General features: G+C 72.7%; 16 protein-coding genes. 10 read left to right on the top strand and 6 right to left on the bottom strand.

Annotated features, from left to right (window positions below; all coding sequences use genetic code 11):
* The first annotated feature begins 147 nt into the window (after positions 1-147).
* The 4 genes from ACZ6D7_RS03050 to ACZ6D7_RS03035 are packed head-to-tail and all read left to right on the top strand — an operon-like array spanning position 148 to position 3516.
* Entirely contained in the window at positions 148-948 is an 801-nt protein-coding gene (locus ACZ6D7_RS03050; RefSeq protein WP_469482747.1) for an ABC transporter permease, read from the top strand.
* 49 nt (positions 949-997) lie between these two features.
* Positions 998-1762, top strand: coding sequence for an ABC transporter permease (locus ACZ6D7_RS03045; RefSeq protein WP_469483014.1), 765 nt, complete (start codon positions 998-1000; stop codon positions 1760-1762).
* Positions 1763-1779: 17 nt separating this feature from the next.
* Positions 1780-2796 (top strand): ABC transporter ATP-binding protein, encoded by a 1017-nt coding sequence (locus tag ACZ6D7_RS03040; RefSeq protein WP_469483012.1) that lies wholly within the window; start codon positions 1780-1782, stop codon positions 2794-2796.
* Between the two features lie 9 nt (positions 2797-2805).
* Positions 2806-3516: a DUF1707 SHOCT-like domain-containing protein gene (locus ACZ6D7_RS03035; protein WP_469482745.1), complete on the top strand. Its 711-nt coding sequence runs from the start codon at positions 2806-2808 to the stop codon at positions 3514-3516.
* A gap of 22 nt (positions 3517-3538) precedes the next feature.
* On the opposite strand, the gene ACZ6D7_RS03030 is transcribed toward ACZ6D7_RS03035, so the two are convergent.
* Positions 3539-4876 (bottom strand): SGNH/GDSL hydrolase family protein, encoded by a 1338-nt coding sequence (locus ACZ6D7_RS03030; protein WP_469482743.1) that lies wholly within the window; start codon positions 4874-4876, stop codon positions 3539-3541.
* 176 nt (positions 4877-5052) lie between these two features.
* Here ACZ6D7_RS03030 and ACZ6D7_RS03025 point away from each other — a divergent pair, with 176 nt between their 5' ends.
* The gene (locus tag ACZ6D7_RS03025) at positions 5053-6363 is read left to right on the top strand and encodes a DUF445 domain-containing protein (RefSeq protein WP_469482741.1); all 1311 of its coding nucleotides are present in this window, start codon (positions 5053-5055) and stop codon (positions 6361-6363) included.
* A 65-nt stretch (positions 6364-6428) separates the two neighbouring features.
* Here the strand turns inward: ACZ6D7_RS03025 and ACZ6D7_RS03020 are convergent, their stop codons facing one another.
* Entirely contained in the window at positions 6429-7955 is a 1527-nt protein-coding gene (locus tag ACZ6D7_RS03020) for an alginate lyase family protein (RefSeq protein WP_469482739.1), read from the bottom strand.
* 190 nt (positions 7956-8145) lie between these two features.
* On the bottom strand, positions 8146-8595 hold the full coding sequence (locus tag ACZ6D7_RS03015; protein ID WP_469482737.1) for a hypothetical protein: 450 nt from the start codon (positions 8593-8595) through the stop codon (positions 8146-8148).
* Positions 8596-8697: 102 nt separating this feature from the next.
* Between ACZ6D7_RS03015 and ACZ6D7_RS03010 the strand changes: the two genes are divergently transcribed.
* Together ACZ6D7_RS03010 and ACZ6D7_RS03005 are read left to right on the top strand one after the other, a co-directional pair.
* Positions 8698-9729, top strand: a complete 1032-nt coding sequence (locus ACZ6D7_RS03010) for a GlxA family transcriptional regulator (protein ID WP_469482735.1) — start codon at positions 8698-8700, stop codon at positions 9727-9729.
* Between the two features lie 124 nt (positions 9730-9853).
* Positions 9854-10927, top strand: a complete 1074-nt coding sequence (locus ACZ6D7_RS03005; RefSeq protein ID WP_469482733.1) for a hypothetical protein — start codon at positions 9854-9856, stop codon at positions 10925-10927.
* Positions 10928-10960: 33 nt separating this feature from the next.
* On the opposite strand, the gene ACZ6D7_RS03000 is transcribed toward ACZ6D7_RS03005, so the two are convergent.
* Entirely contained in the window at positions 10961-11263 is a 303-nt protein-coding gene (locus ACZ6D7_RS03000) for a hypothetical protein (protein ID WP_469482731.1), read from the bottom strand.
* Between the two features lie 144 nt (positions 11264-11407).
* Here ACZ6D7_RS03000 and ACZ6D7_RS02995 point away from each other — a divergent pair, with 144 nt between their 5' ends.
* A complete protein-coding gene (locus ACZ6D7_RS02995; RefSeq protein ID WP_469482729.1) occupies positions 11408-12682 on the top strand; it encodes an alpha/beta fold hydrolase in 1275 nt (424 codons plus the stop codon).
* On the opposite strand, the gene ACZ6D7_RS02990 is transcribed toward ACZ6D7_RS02995, so the two are convergent.
* The gene (locus ACZ6D7_RS02990; protein ID WP_469482727.1) at positions 12683-13789 is read right to left on the bottom strand and encodes a CU044_5270 family protein; all 1107 of its coding nucleotides are present in this window, start codon (positions 13787-13789) and stop codon (positions 12683-12685) included. It lies immediately after the preceding gene.
* Positions 13786-14424 carry an RNA polymerase sigma factor gene (locus ACZ6D7_RS02985; protein WP_469483010.1) on the bottom strand — a complete coding sequence of 213 codons (639 nt, stop codon included), beginning with the start codon at positions 14422-14424 and terminating at the stop codon, positions 13786-13788. Before ACZ6D7_RS02985 ends, ACZ6D7_RS02990 begins: the two co-directional genes overlap by 4 nt.
* A 71-nt stretch (positions 14425-14495) precedes the next feature.
* Here ACZ6D7_RS02985 and ACZ6D7_RS02980 point away from each other — a divergent pair, with 71 nt between their 5' ends.
* Both ACZ6D7_RS02980 and ACZ6D7_RS02975 read left to right on the top strand, forming a co-directional pair.
* Positions 14496-14768, top strand: coding sequence for an SRPBCC family protein (locus tag ACZ6D7_RS02980; protein WP_469482725.1), 273 nt, complete (start codon positions 14496-14498; stop codon positions 14766-14768).
* Positions 14769-14943: 175 nt separating this feature from the next.
* Complete coding sequence (locus ACZ6D7_RS02975; protein ID WP_469482723.1) at positions 14944-15294, top strand: hypothetical protein; 351 nt, start codon at positions 14944-14946, stop codon at positions 15292-15294.
* Positions 15295-15366: the final 72 nt, after the last annotated feature.

Below are 15366 nucleotides of genomic sequence, written 5' to 3'. Positions count from 1 at the left end.
GTTGAAGACTCTCGCACCAAGCGTTCCGTTCCCGGCAATCGGCACGCGTTGCGGGGGAAAACGCGTGGCACGCCGCCGCGCCCGGGGACTAGGCTCCTGCGCTTCGGTGTCGCAGTGGGAGACAAGCGGGCGAGGAGGAAGGTTGCCGTGGGTTCGGCGCGGTTGTACGCGGCCGTCGCAGCGGGGGGTTTCAGAAGGTACGCGACGTATCGGGCGGCCACGGCCGCCGGAGTGTTCACGAACACGGTTTTCGGCCTGATCCTCGTCTACACATATCTGGCGTTGTGGGACGAGCGGCCGCACCTGGGGGGTTACGACCAGGCGCAGGCGGTGACGTTCGTGTGGCTGGGGCAGGCGTTGTACGCGACGTTGGCCATTCAAGGCGGGGGCTTCGAGGCCGAGTTGATGGAACGCGTCCGTACGGGCGAGGTGGCGATCGACCTGTACCGGCCGGCGGATCTCCAGGCGTGGTGGCTGGCGGCCGACTTGGGGCGGTCGCTCTTCCAGCTGATCGGGCGGGGGGTGGTGCCGTTCGTGTTCGGGGTGCTGTTCTTTCCGACGGCGCTGCCGGACGATCCGCTGCTGTGGCTTGCGTTCCTGGTCGCCGTGGTGCTGGCGATGGTGGTGAGTTTCGCGATCCGTTTCCTGGTGGCGCTGAGCGGGTTCTGGCTGATGGACGGCACGGGCGCGTTGCAGGTGCTGATGGTGACGGGCATGTTCTGCGGCGGGATGGCGCTGCCGCTGAACGCGTTTCCGGGGGCGCTCGGGGACGTCGTGCGGCAGTTGCCGTGGGCGGCGTTGCTCCAGATGCCCGCGGATCTGCTGATGGGGGAGGCCGATCCGCTGTCCGTGTTCGCGTTCCAGGCGGCGTGGGCGGTGGTGCTGCTGGGGGTGGGCCGGCTGGTGCAGTCGGCGGCGACCCGGCGGGTGGTGGTCCAGGGTGGGTGAGGGCGGCCGGGTGGTGCTGGGTGTGCGTGCCTATGGGCTGATCGCCGGGATGTGGATCCGTTCCACGCTGGCCTACCGGGTGTCGTTCGCGCTGACGGCGCTGGGCGGGCTGGTGGTGACCGGGCTGGACTTTGTCGCGATCTTGCTGATGTTCGCGCAGGTGGACGTGCTCGGCGGCTACACACTGCCCGAGGTCGCGTTCCTGTACGGGCTGTCGGCGACGTCCTTCGGGCTGGCGGATCTGCTGATCGGTTCGGCGGAGCGGCTGGGCAGGCGGGTGCGGGACGGCTCGCTGGACACGTTGCTGGTGCGTCCGGCGCCGGTGCTGGCGCAGGCCGCGGCGGACCGTTTCGCGCTGCGCCGGATCGGCCGGGTCACCCAGGGCGCGCTGGTGCTGGGGTATGCGCTGGTCGCGCTCGACATCGGGTGGACGCCGGTGAAGGTGCTGCTGCTGCCGGTGATGGTGATCAGCGGTGCGGGGATCTTCGGTGCGGTGTTCGTGGCGGGCGCCGCGTTCCAGTTCGTGGCGCAGGACGCGTCGGAGGCGCAGGCCGCGTTCACCTATGGCGGGCAGACGCTGCTCCAGTATCCGCCGACGGTGTTCGGCAAGGAGCTGGTGCGCGGGGTGACGTTCATGGTGCCGCTGGCCTTCGTGAACTGGGTGCCCGCCGCCCATGTGCTGGGCCGGCCGTACCCGGTGGGGCTGCCGGGGTGGGCGGCGTTCGCGTCGCCGCTGGTGGCGGTGGTGTGCTGTGCGCTGGCCGGGCTGGCGTGGCGGGCGGGTCTCAGGTCGTATCGGAGCGCAGGGAGTTGACGGTGGGCGAGTTGACGATGGGCGCCTTCATTGAACTGGACCGCGTCGAGAAGGTCTTCGATGTGCGGAGGAAGACCGGCTTCCTGAGGCGGGAGGTGCGGCGGGTGCGGGCGGTCGACTCGATCTCCTTCACGGTGGCGCGCGGTGAGATGGTCGGTTACATCGGGCCGAACGGCGCGGGGAAGTCGACGACGATCAAGATGCTGACGGGGATCCTGACCCCGAGCGGCGGCCGGCTGCGGGTGGCGGGTATCGATCCGTCCCGCGAGCGGACCCGTCTGGCGCACCGGATCGGGGTGGTGTTCGGGCAGCGGACGACCCTGTGGTGGGATCTGCCGCTGATCGACTCCTACCGGCTGATGCACCGCATGTACCGGATCCCGGAGGCCCGTTACCGCGAGAACCTCGACCGGCTCGTGGAACTCCTGGAGCTGGGTGCCCTGTTGGATGTGCCGGTGCGTCAGTTGTCGCTCGGCCAGCGGATGCGCGGCGACATCGCGGCGGCACTGCTGCACGATCCCGAGGTGCTCTACCTCGACGAGCCGACGATCGGTCTGGACGTGGTCTCCAAGGGGCGGGTGCGGGAGTTCCTGCGGGAGCTGAACGCCGAGCGCGGCACCACGGTCCTGCTCACCACGCACGACCTCCAGGACATCGAGCAGCTCTGCTCCCGGGTGATGGTCATCGACCACGGGCGTCTGGTGTACGACGGTGCGCTCACCGGGCTGCACGAGGCGGGCGGCGCGGAGCGGATGCTGGTGGTGGATCTGGAGCGGGAGCTGCCGCCGATCGAGGCGGGTCCGGCGGCCCGGGTGGTGAAGGTGGAGGGGCCGCGGCAGTGGCTGGCGTTCGGGGCGTCGGAGTCGGCGGCTCCGCTGGTCGCCCGGATCGCGGCGGAGTATCCCCTGGTGGATCTGTCGGTCCGGGAGCCGGACATCGAGGCGGTGATCGCGAAGATGCTGCATTCCCTGGGGGACAGCCCTGAGCCGCCGCCGGAGCGGGAGACCGTAGTGCCCGGCGGCCGTAGCTCGTAGGCTGCTGGCATGAGCGACGACGCAGTCCCGGATCTCCGTGCCTCCGACGCCGACCGTGAGCGGGTCGCCGAGGTGTTGCGGGACGCCCTCGCGGAGGGCCGTCTGGACATGACGGAGTTCGAGGAGCGGCTGGACCAGACGTACCGGGCGCGCACGTACGGGGAGTTGACGCCGATCACGCGGGATCTGCCGGTCCCGGGTGTCGCCCCGCCGCCTGTGGTGTCGTTGCGCAAGGACGCGGTGGCGGACGGCGGTTGGGCCGGGCGGATCGTGGGCGGTGAGGGCTCGTCGGCCTGGGCCGTCGCCGTCATGTCGGGCTTCCAGCGCAGGGGGCGCTGGACGGTGCCCAGGCGGTTCAACTGCTTCGCGTTCTGGGGCGGCGGGGAGATCGACCTGCGTGAGGCGAACTTCGCCGACGGTGAGGTGGAGATCAACTGTGTCGCGATCATGGGCGGGATGCAGATCATCGTGCCGCCGGGGGTGGAGGTCGTCGTCCGGGGCATCGGGGTCATGGGCGGGTTCGACCAGCGGGAGGCCGGTGTGCCGGGGGATCCGGGCGCGCCGCGGGTGGTGGTGACCGGGTTCGCCTTCTGGGGCGGGGTCGGCATCGAGCGGAAGCTGACGCGGGCGGCCCGGCGGCAGCAGAAGCTGGAGCGGAAGTCGGCTCGGCGTGAGCTGCACGAGGGCGCCGGGGACGAGCGCCGGCACTGGGAGCACTGACCGTCCGGCCGCGGCCCGGCGCTCACAGCACGGTGGGCGCCGTGCCTGCCAGGTCGTCCAGGTCGATCGCCTCCGCCAGCTTCCGGTAGCCCAGGTCGTCGGGGTGGAGGTGGTCGCCCGAGTCGTACTCCGGGCGCAGGCTGCGCGGGTCGTAGGGGTCGCGGAGGGTCTTGTCGACGTCGACGACGGCGTCGTAGACCCCGCCGTCCCGGATCGCCTCGTTGATCCGCTGCCGTACGTCCTCGCGGGCGGTGCTGTAGCCGCGGTGGCCGCCGAAGGGGGCGAGGGTGGTGCCGACGACCTTGATGCCGCGGGCGTGGGCCCGCTCGGTCAGGGTGCGCAGGCCGGCCACGACCGCGTCGGGGTCGGCGAGCCGTTTGTTGCGCAGGATGTCGTTGACGCCGAGGTCGATCACGACGACCTTGACGTTCGGGCGGGCGAGGACGTCCCGGTCGAGGCGGCTGAGGCCGCTGGGTCCGCCGCCGCGGCCGTCGGCGAGGACCTGGTTGCCGCTGATGCCCGCGTTGACCACGCCGTAGCGGGGCGCGTCCGTGCCGCGGGCGGCGGCGGTGCGCAGCCGGTCGGCGAGGACGTCGGGCCAGCGGCGGTTGGCGCCCTCGGCGGAGGAGATCCCGTCGGTGAGGGAGTCGCCGAGGGTGACCACGGTGCCGTCGGCCTGGTCGCCGAGGACGTCCAGCGCGGTCAGGTAGCGCCAGTACGGGCTGGTCCCGGTGTACGGGTCGCCCGTGACGTCCTCGGTGTGCTCGCCGTCGGCGACGTAGCTGGTCTGGCGGGCGTGCGGGTGGTAGGTGACCGGGCCGGCCGAGGTGGGGGAGTAGGTGCTGACCAGGACGTCGGAGTCGGCCCGCAGGGGCAGGGCGACGGCGTCGCTGACGGCCTGTCCGCCGGGCGGTACGACGACCGTGCCGGTGCCGCCGAAGGTGAGCCGGCGCAGGGTGCCGGCGGCCGCCGCGGGGCTGTCGTCGGCGGCCGCGACGGCGAGCGTGGCGTGGGTGACGGTCAGCGGGCGGGTGCCGTAGAGGTTGGAGAGCGTGATGCGGGCGCTGGTGCCGCCGACGCTGGTGTGCACGATGTTGCGGACCGTGCGGTCCGCCGTGCCGAGGGCGGCGCTGCCGGGTTCGCCGCCGGTCGGGGCGGCGGCCCAGGTGCCGGCCCAGACGCCGCTGGAGGCGGGCTCGGCGGGGTCGGCGGGGTTGTGGGGCGCGCGGGGCGCGGCGAACGTGTCCGGGCGGGCCGTGCCCTCGTCCGCGGAGACACCGGCGTAGATGGCGGCGGACACGGCCACGATCACGGCGACGAGGGCGGACAGCAGGGCACAACCACTGGGGCGCCTGGTCATGCGGGTGTGGTTCTCCTCGGCGAGGGGAGCCGGTGAGGCTCCGGGATCGTTCAGGAGTTCACCGTCGAGCTCCCCCACCTGACAGACGTCGGGAACTCTTGTTCCGTTCCGGGAGTCGGTCAAGCAGGGACAATGTCCGCGTGCGGGACGCGGGGAATCGGGTACGGGTGGAGTCGATGGATCGTACGGAAGCGGAGCCGACCGTGACGAGCGCGGCACGCACGATGACCGTCTTCAGTGCCGCCGACGAGGAGAAGCAGCGCGGGGTGCGGCGGATGAAGGTCACCGCGGCCGGGCTGCTGCTGTTCGTGGCGCTGGTGTACGTGCTCGCCGAGTGGGCCGGCCACCGGGGCGCGGGGCCCTGGGCGGGGTATGTGGCGGCGGCCGCCGAGGCCGGCATGGTCGGCGCGCTCGCCGACTGGTTCGCGGTCACGGCCCTGTTCCGGCACCCGCTGGGCCTGCCCATCCCGCACACGGCGATCATCCCGAACAAGAAGGACCAGCTGGGTGTCTCGCTCGGCGAGTTCGTCGGCGAGAACTTCCTCTCCGAGGACGTCGTACGGCAGCGGCTGCGCGCCGTCGGCATCGGCAGCCGGCTGGGCGGCTGGCTGGCGGAGCCGGAACACGCCGACCGGGTGACGGCCGAACTGGCGACGGCGCTGCGCGGCGCTCTGGCCGTGCTGCGCGACTCGGACGTCCAGGCGGTGGTCGGCGAGGCCATCACCCGCCGGGCGGACGCCCAGGAGGTCGCGCCCGGCATGGGCAAGATGCTGGAGCGGATCGTCGCCGACGGCGGGCATCGCCGGGCCGTGGACCTGGTGGTGTCCCGGGCGTACGACTGGCTGGTGCTGCACGCCGACTCCGTGATGGACGCGGTGGAGGGCGGCGCCCCCGGCTGGACGCCGAGATTCGTCGACAAGCGGATCGGCGAGCGCGTCTACAAGGAGCTGCTGCGGTTCTGCGCGGAGATGCGGGACATGCCCTCCCACCCGGCCCGCGGCGCCCTCGACCGCTTCCTCACCGACTTCGCGTCCGACCTGCAGTCCGACACCGAGACCCGCGCGCGCGTGGAGCGGCTCAAGGGCGAGGTGCTGGGCCGGGGCGAGGTGCAGGACCTGATCGCCTCCGCCTGGACGGCCGTCCGCTCCATGATCGTCGCCGCGGCGGAGGACGAGCGCAGCGAGCTGCGGCTGCGTGTGCGGGCCTCGCTGCTCACCCTGGGCGCCCGGATGGCGACCGAGCCCAAGGTGCAGGAGAAGGTCGACCGCTGGGTCGAGGGCGCGGCCGTGCACGTCGTGACGACGTACCGGAAGGAGATCACCTCCCTGATCACCGAGACGGTGGCGGGCTGGGACGCCGAGCACACCACGCGGAAGATCGAGGCGAACATCGGCCGGGACCTCCAGTTCATCCGGATCAACGGCACGGTCGTGGGCTCGCTGGCGGGGCTGCTGATCTACACGGTCGCGCGGGCGCTGGGGGCGTAGCCCTCCGGGGGCGGGGGCCACGCCCTCGCGCCTTCGGGGGCCGGGGCCACGCCCTCGCGCGCGGGCTACTCGGCCCCGCCGTCCTCCCGCACCCGTCCCCGGCGGCGCAGCATGAGCAGGCCGCCCGCGAGGGCGGTGAGGCCGGTGGCGGCGGTCCAGGCGACGACGTCGGTGGAGCCGGTGGAGGCGAGGCCGCCGGTCCGAGGGCTCTTGCCGGCGGCGGAGGGGGAGGGCGTGGCGGCGGACGGGGAGGTGGGGGTGGACGGGGAGGTGGGGGTGGAGGCGGAGGTCGCCTGGTCCGACGCGGCGGAGGCGGTGGGGGACGGGGAATCGGTGGCCGTGGCCGTCGTCCGGTCCCGGGTGAACGCCAGGGTGCCGAAGCCGAGCTGGTCGTAGCCGCCGCTGTTGGGGCCGTAGTCCCCGCCGCCGCCCTCGGGGGCGGCCTTCGCGGCGATCCGGGTGAGATAGGGGGCGGAGAGGCCGCGCCGCTTGGTGTAGTGGTTGGCGATCATCGCCCAGATCGGGCGGGTCATCGCCGGGTCGACGCCGGCCGCGCCGGACGCGGTCTCCGTCCCCGACCAGCCGCCGATCGCGCCCTTCTTCCGGGTGTTGGCCGTGTAGGCGACCTCGCCGCCCATGCTCCACTTGGCCACGTACTGGGCGCCCTTGAGGAAACGGCTGTCGTCGTGGCCGTACAGGTCGATGCCCTGGTTCCAGGCCATCTCGCAGACGGTGCCCATCAGGCCGACGCCGAGCAGCGCGTGCCCCTGGTCGCGGCCGGCCTCCAGCCACTCGGCGAGGCCGTCGTCCCGTACGACGGGGATGGCGTTGCGGACCGAGCCGAGCCCGGCGCCGTGCTTGAAGTAGTCGACGGCGCGGGCGACCTGGGCCCGGTCGTCGCAGAAGATGCCGGTGGCCAGGACGCAGGCCAGGGCGGTGAGGTCCCAGTTGGTCCAGTAGTTGGTGACGACGGCGCCGTTGTGCCGGACCAGGAAGTCGTCGCTGAGCGGGGCGAAGACCTTGGTCAGCATCTCCTGGAAGCGGTCGAGCGCGAAGTCGGGGTGGTCCCGGACGAGCTCGGCGGCGTTGGCGATCTGGTAGCCGTACAGCCCGGCGGCCAGGAAGCGGTCGGCGTTGCCCGCCAGGGAGGTGAGCTTCGCGGACCAGGCGTTGAGGATCGCCACGGCGGTGTCGGCGTGGGCGCTGTCGCCGCCGACGTGGTGGCGCAGGCCGTTCTGGTAGGCGGCGTGGATGTCGTTGTAGAGGATCGCGTAGTTCTGGCCGGTGCCTCCCCGCACCACGGTCGCCTGCGGGTTGGCCGTCCAGCCGCTCTGCGCGTGCCGGTTGGCGGTCAGCCTGGCGTACCCGGCCGTCTGGGGTGCGGCGCCGGCCTTCACCTTGGCGGCCATCCGCTCCAGGTCGGCGCGGGTGTGCAGCAGACCGGGGTGCGCGTAGCCGGCGGAGGGCGCCGAGGGGGGCGCTGCGGTCGCCGAGGGGGCCGTGGCGGCGCCGAGGGCGGTGGCCCCGGCCGCCACGCCCGTGACCTTCAGCATGCCGCGGCGGCTGATCTGCGGGGGTCGCGTCGTGTGCATGCAGGGGAGACGGGCGGGGGCCGGCGGGGATAACAGAAACCGGCGGGGCGAATTCCGCCGAGGTACGGCAGCTCCCCCAGGGGCGCGGGGAACTGCGCGACCAGCCACCTCGATGCCACCTCGATGCCACCTCGATGCCACCTCGATGCCGCGGAGAACCGACGGCCCGTCGCGCCGCTCGGCGGAGCCGTCACGCTCCGGTCGTCGATCCCGGCCGCACGATCATCAGCACCGTCACCGTCGCCCACAGCAGGTTGAACACGCCGGTGAACATGGCGAGCCGCACCGTCACCTCACGGCTTCCGCCGCCCTCGGCCAGCACCTCCTGCCGGGGCAGCACCAGCACGAGGAGCACCCCCGCGGCCAGGACGGTCAGCACCGTCGACGCGATGAGCCAGGCGTCGCCCATCACACCCATCGCGCCCGCCGTGGCGAACCCGAGGACGGGCACGGCGATGCCGACACCGGCGTACACCTGGCAGATGCGGTGCAGCAGCCGTACGGTCCCGGCCGCCCCCTCGTCGTCGGGCGCGGCCAGGGCACGGCGCGCGGCGGGCGGGAACATGCTGGCGGCGACGGTGACGGGACCGACCGCGACGATCGCGGCGAGGACGTGGAGGGCGAGGAGCAGTTTGGTCACGGGCCCGACGCTAGGCCGCGCCAGGATCTTGGAGAAGTGGCAGGAGTGCCAGGGGTCGACGGATTCTCGCCAGGAGGCCCTTCCCTTCCGTACGCTCTCGCCATGCACACCGTGGCCGTACTGGCGCTGGAGGGGGTCATCCCCTTCGATCTCTCCGCCCCGATCGACACCTTCGGCTGGGCCCGCCTTCCGGACGGCCGGGAGGCGTACCGGGTGAAGGTCTGCTCGGTGAGCGACTCGGGGAGCGGCTCGGTGAGCGACTCGGCGAGCGGCTCGGTGAGCGGTTCGGGGAGCGGTTCGGGGGAGGTGAGCGCGGGAGGGTTCACGATCCGGGCGCCGTACGGGCTGGAGGCGCTCGCGGAGGCGGACACGATCGTCCTGCCCGGCGTCGCGCAGCCGCCGCCCACGCTGCCGCCGGGTGTCGCCGAGGCCCTGCGCGCGGCCGCGGCGAACGGCACCCGGATCGCGTCGGTCTGCGTGGGCGCGTTCCTGTTCGCCGCGACGGGCCTGCTGGACGGGCTGCGCGCGACCACGCACTGGATCGCCGCGCCGGACCTGGCGGAGCGCTACCCGAGGGTGACGGTCGACCCGAACGTCCTCTACGTCGACAACGGCCAGTTCCTCACCTCGGCGGGCGCGGCCGCCGCCATGGACATGTGCCTGCACATGATCCGCCGCGACCACGGCTCGGCGGTCGCCGCGCAGGCGGCGCGGATGGCGGTCATGCCGCTCGAACGCGAGGGCGGCCAGGCCCAGTTCATCGTCCACGACGTCCCGCCGGCACCGGCCGGGGCGACCCTGGAGCCGCTGCTGTCCTGGCTGGAGGACAACTGTGAACAGGACCTGACCCTGGACCGGATCGCCGAGCGGGCCGGCCTGAGCACCCGCACCCTCAACCGCCGCTTCCGCGAACAGACCGGTACGACGCCGTCGCAGTGGCTGCACCGGGCGCGGGTGCGGCGGGCGCAGCACCTGCTGGAGACGACGGCGTACCCCGTCGAACAGATCGCCCTCCGGACCGGGTTCGGCTCGCCGACGGCCTTCCGGGAACGTTTCCGCAAGGTGGTGGGGACGAGCCCGCAGGGGTACCGGCGGACGTTCCGGTCCGGCCGGTCGGCCGACGGAGGAGCGTGATCGCTGACGAGGCGAGGATCAGGGCGAGCTGAAGATCATGGTGAAGTGAAGATCGTATAAGGTGTCCCGCCGTGGCACGTGCGAACACGTGAACCACCGTCACGTACTCGGGGGAGACACACGCGTGAACACCACGGGCCGGACCACGTCCGCGCACTTCCGTTCCCTGCCCAATCCGCACGCCCTCGCCACGCGCCTGGCCGCGCCGTCCCGCACCGACCGCATCGAGGACCCGGTCGTGCAGGGGCTCCAGTGGGCCCGCACGGTCGTCGGGCTGGTGGCGACGGTCTGGCTGGTGATGGCGTACCCGATCACCGAGGGCCGCGAGCAGTTCGTCATGGGCAAGCTCGAGGACCTGCTCTTCGCGTGCGCGATCATGTTCAGCACCGCGTTCCTCGCGGTGACGGCCTTCATCTGCGCGGCCCGCTCCCCGCTCACCGGCGTCTACGCACGCCGCCTGGCCGGCCCGCTGCTCACCGTCGGCGCGATCCTGGCGAGCTTCGGGGCGTGCTGGTTCATGGTGGCGTGCCTCAAGGGCGACATCATCTCCACGGCCGACATCGGCTACCACGGCATCCTCGTCGGCCTGCTGATGGTCGTGCTGTTCATCCTCGGCGGCCTGGCCTGCTTCCTCGGCCTCCTCCTCGCGGTGCCCCTGACGCTGCTGCTCATCGTGTACGGCGTCAACTCCAGCTTCCGCGTGGGTGACGTGCACGAGCTGCTGCCGCCGCTGCTCTCCCCGCTGCTGGTGTGGTCCCTGTTCGCCCTGAGCATGCTCGACGACCCGGAGGTGGCCGCCCCGCCGCTCGTCCTCTACAGCTTCCTGCTGGGCGGCCCGCTGTCGGTGACCGTCCTGTCGGTGTGGGAGATACGACGACTGAAGCGGCGGCACGGGGTGACGGTGCGGTCGGCGTTGGGGCGGGGCGCACAGCCGGTGCCGGAGCCGGTACCGACACCGGCGCCTTGGCCCGGTCCGGCGGTGGGGCCGTCGTACGCCCCGCACACCCCGGACGCGGCGGGCTACCCGTACGACCCGGATGCGGCGGGCTACTCGTACGCCCCGGACGCGGCGGGACACCCGTACGACCCGGATGCCGCGGGCTACCCGTACACCCAGCACCCGGATGCGGCGGGCTACCCGTACACCCAGCACCCCCCGCAGCCTCCGCAGCCTTCACACCCGCCGCAGTCCTACTGAGGGTCGGGGTGCCGGTGAGGGTCGGGGTGCCGGTCAGCCCCGGCGGTCGGCCACCGCCCACGAGGCCAGCGCGACGGCGCCCGCCACCCCGAAGACGGCAGGCCAGGCGCCGACCTTCTTGGCCAGCGGGTGGGACCCGGCGAACGCGGCGACGTACGCGACGCCCAGCGCCCCCGCGGCCTTCCCGCCCGCCCGCTGCCGCCACTGCTGCGCGGCCGCGGCCCCCGCGACGGCCAGCACGGCCCCGCCCAACTGCCGCTTCTTCGTCCACCGGGCCACGCCGTACCCGCCGACGAGTCCGCTCGCGGCGATCAACGAGCTGGGAACCTTGGCCATGCCTGCCTCCTCCTGGTCCTTCCGGTCGCTACGAGGCTAGCCGAGGCCAGCGCGCCCAATTCGCTGGCGGCGGCCCCGGGGGAGAGGGGAGCCTGGGCCGTACGCAGTCGATGTGACCCTCTCCCAGGACGGATACCGCCCGAGTTGCCGACCCTCACCACCGCCGACGGCACGACCCTCGCCTACCGCGACGAGTCCCCCGAGGAGCCCGGGCCCTCGACCGTACCCCCCGTCGTCCTGCTGCACGGCCTCGCGGGTCACCTCGGTGAGTGGGACGACCTGGCCGCCCGCCTCCTCGCCGACGGCCACCGCGTGGTCCGCTACGACGCCCGGGGCCACGGCGCCAGCACCCGCACCCCCGCGGACATGAGCCGGGCGGCGGCCGTACGGGACGCCGTGGAGCTGGTCCGGGCCCTCGGCCTCGCCCCGGCCGTCCTGCTCGGCCAGTCCCTGGGCGGCCTGACCGCCCTGCTCACGGCGGCCGCCCACCCCTCCCTCGTGACCTCCCTGATCCTGGTGGAGGCGGGCCCGGCGGGCGGCGACGAGGGGCTCCCCGAGACGATCGGGGGCTGGCTGGACAGCTGGCCGGTCCCGTTCCCGACCCGGGAGGAGGCGGTGGCCTTCCTGGGCCACGAGGCCTGGGCCCGCGGCCTGGACTGGCGGGCGGACGGCGGTCACGCGCGCGTCGACCGCGCCACCATGGTCGCGGCGGTGGCCGAACCGGCCACCCAGGACTACTGGGAGCCCTGGTCCCGGATCGCCTGCCCCACCCTGGCCGTACGGGGCGAGAAGGGCAGCATGCCGGCGGCGGAGCACACGGAGATGCGCTCCCGCCGGCCGTCGGGGACGCGGCTGACGGTCGTCCCGGACGCGGGCCACGACGTCCACCTGGACCGGCCGGACGCCCTGTACGAGGCGGTGACAGCGTTCCTGGCGGAGACCGCGTTCCTGGCGGAGACCGCGCCCGAGCCTGCCGAGCACACCCGGTTCGCGGCGCACCTGCGCGCCCTCGACGAGGTGGAGCCGGGGAAGGAGGCGGCCCTCGTCCACCGGATCCTCACCGGCGACCCGGACCGCCAGATGGCCCGCTCGGCGGTGGTCCGCCACCTGGACCGCAGGGCGACGGCCCTGGTGTCCGGCGGCCCCGACGCGACCTGGGAGGAGTGGGGGGCAGGGATGACGGAGGCGGTCCGGACGGACGCGTTCGTGACGACGCGCCTGGAGGAGTGGACCGTCCTGCACACCCTCCTCACCCGCCCCGACCGCCCCTGGGAGCCGACGACCCTGACCGCCGCCTCGGACTGGCTCCAGCGCCGGCTCACCGAGACCGACGGCACCCCCGCACCCGTACTCGCCTTCCTGGCCGAGCACGGGAGGACGCGGAAGGTGCGGGCCGCCGCGGCGAGACGCGTGGGCTAGCTAACTCCGCCCGGCCCGGCGGCGCTCGTCGGGCTCCTGCCCGCGCTTGTCCACGACGGCCCGTTCCAGCACGGCGCTGTTGTCGACGACCGTCCCGGCCTTGCCCCGCTTGGTGTCCCGGCTGAAGACGGTGCGTTCGCCGAGGTAGCCGAGGGTGGCCCGGTCGAAGATCCACTCGGTACGGGTCCCGTACAGGGTGTCCTCCCGGGCGATGGCGATGCCGTGCCGGCCGACGGCGTCCACCGCGTCGTCCGCCTCGGTCACGCCGGGGATGCGGGCGGTGGCCTTGTAGAACGCGGCGGCCGTGGCGGACGGCATGATCTGCTCCCGGATGAGATCGCCGATCCGGTCGAAGACCTCCTGGTCCTTGTCGCGCCCCTTCTCGACCCGGGTCTCGGCGTAGAGCAGCTTCAGCAGGGCGTCGGGATCGGTGGGCAGCGAGGCGAGCCAGGCGTAGGTGGGCCGGTCGATGCCGGCCGGTACCGCGGAGTTCTTCGGATCCGTACCGTCCGGCACCCCGATCTCGATCGGCCAGTCCTGCCCGTCCTCACGGATCAGCCCGACGTCGATGACGGCCTTCTCCTGCTGCGAGTACCACACCTGCCGCTCATGCGGCCTGCCCAGCTCGACGGGCCCGTCGAAGACCCCCTCATTGCCGGAGACCTTGCTCCGCACGTAGACGAACTCACTGTCGTCCACCGGCTCGACGTCCGTGCGCAGGGCGACGGCGGCGATCCGGTCGAGGGTCACGACGGCACTACGACTCCCTCCTCCCGTACTGCTCGCCCCGGGCCGGGCAGCCGTACCGCCACCGCCGCCGTGCTCTCCCGCCCCGATCCCGACGGTGAGCCCGGCGGCCAGCGCGACGGCGACGGCACCGGCGACGAGAGCGGGCCGTGCGAACCTGCGGGGCGACCTGGCCGGGGAGCCGCTGCTCTCCCTCTCGTCACGGCGATCGCGATCGATGAGCTGCATCAGTACATCCTTGTGATGGGAGTGACGCCCAGGAGACAGCTGCTGCTCGCGGGGAACGACGGGCAGCAGCCGAACCAGCTCCTCCCGCTCCCCCCGCTCCTCCTGCTCGGATCCGGCCGGAGTGGCAGTCATCGGGTCTCCTCCTGAAGGGGCAGGGCCACGAACGCGGCCTCACTCTCTACCTCTCCGCGACGGGAACGAGGTTCCATAAATCCTTTAGGCGAGATATGCGCTGAACGCTCCTCCCGCTCGACGAACTCCCGCAGCCGCTTCCGAGCCCGCGACAGCCGCGACCGTACGGTCCCCACCGGCACCCCGAGCGCCTCGGCGGCCTGCGCGTAGTCCAGCCCGCCCCAGACACACAGGGCGATGACCTCGCGCTCGTGCCGCCGCAGCCGCCCGAGCACCCGCCGTACCTCGGCGAGCCGCCGGGCGTCGTCGACCCGCCCGGCGAGTTCCTCGGCGAAGTCGCCCACGACGTCCACCTCGGACCGCCGGGCGAGAAAGGCAAGCCGCCGCCGAACCCCCCGCTCGGCATTACGGGCCTTGTTGGTGGCGATCCCGAACAGCCAGGGCCGCAACGACCCGCCGTCCACCTCCACGTCCTGCCGCCCCCGCCACGCGGCCAGGAACGTCTCCGACATGACTTCCTCGGCCGCCGACCAGTTCCCGGTCAGCCGCAGGGCATGGTTGTACACAGCCTGGGAGTGAAGCTCGTACAACTCCCCGAACGCCTCCCGCTCCCCACCCCGCACCCGCGCCCGCAGCCGCCCGTCGTCGTCACCGTCGTCCTTGTCACGGCCGCTGCCGTCACCGTCGTCATGGTTGGAACTCACGCATGTACCTCTCCGCGCCACCGGAGGGGTTCCGGTGGCGTGGCTCACAGCGGACAGTCGACCCGGAACGCCTCCTCCGCTACAGCTTCGCGGACGGCAGCCTCGATACGACGATCACCTGGCGCCTGGAACCCGAGGGCAACGGCACCCGTCTCTTCCTCACCCACGAGGGCTTCGACCTCGATTCACCGCTGGGCAAGGCGGCGTTCGAAGGGATGGGGGAGGGCTGGCCGCACGTCCTCGCCCACCTCACGAAGATCCTGGATCAGGCGTAGGCCGACCACCGGCGTGTGGCGTGCAGCGACGATCTCCTTCCGACAAGTTGTGATCACCTACGGAGACACCCGTGTGTCGCGCACGGGCCGGTGCTGTCCTGGTGACGTGACCCGGGATGGCGGCCGACATTCCGGTGGCACCCTCCATCACACCGGAAGGAACCACATGAGTGGCATGAGCGCTGCTGCCCGACGGCCCGCCTACGCCCTGGCCGCGGTCACCGTGATCCTCCTCGCCCTGGTCGCGTTCAACTCGTTCCCCTCCTCCTCGGCCGACGCTGCGGTAGCCAGCCCCGTCGTCAAGTCCAAGTACTTCACCTCCGGAGAAACCACCATCTCCTGCCCGTCCGGCTGGACCGCCACCGGCGGCGGCGTCGGAGCCGACATCGTCGAGAGCATGTACGTCGCCCGCACCGAACCGACGCGCAACTCCTCCGGCAAGCCCGTCGGCTGGAAGGGCAACATCCGCCAGAAGTCGAACGGCCGGGCGGGGAGCGGCACGATCTACGTGGTCTGCCTGCCCTGACCTGACTGTCCCGTAGCGCAGCGAAGGCCGCGGCCCGCGCGGTCCGGCCTTCGCTGTCGGGTACGTCCCAGG

The organism is Streptomyces sp. NPDC041784 (assembly GCF_055591025.1).
Note: the sequence above shows the minus strand (reverse complement) of the source record. Positions and strands in the feature narration are given on the sequence as shown.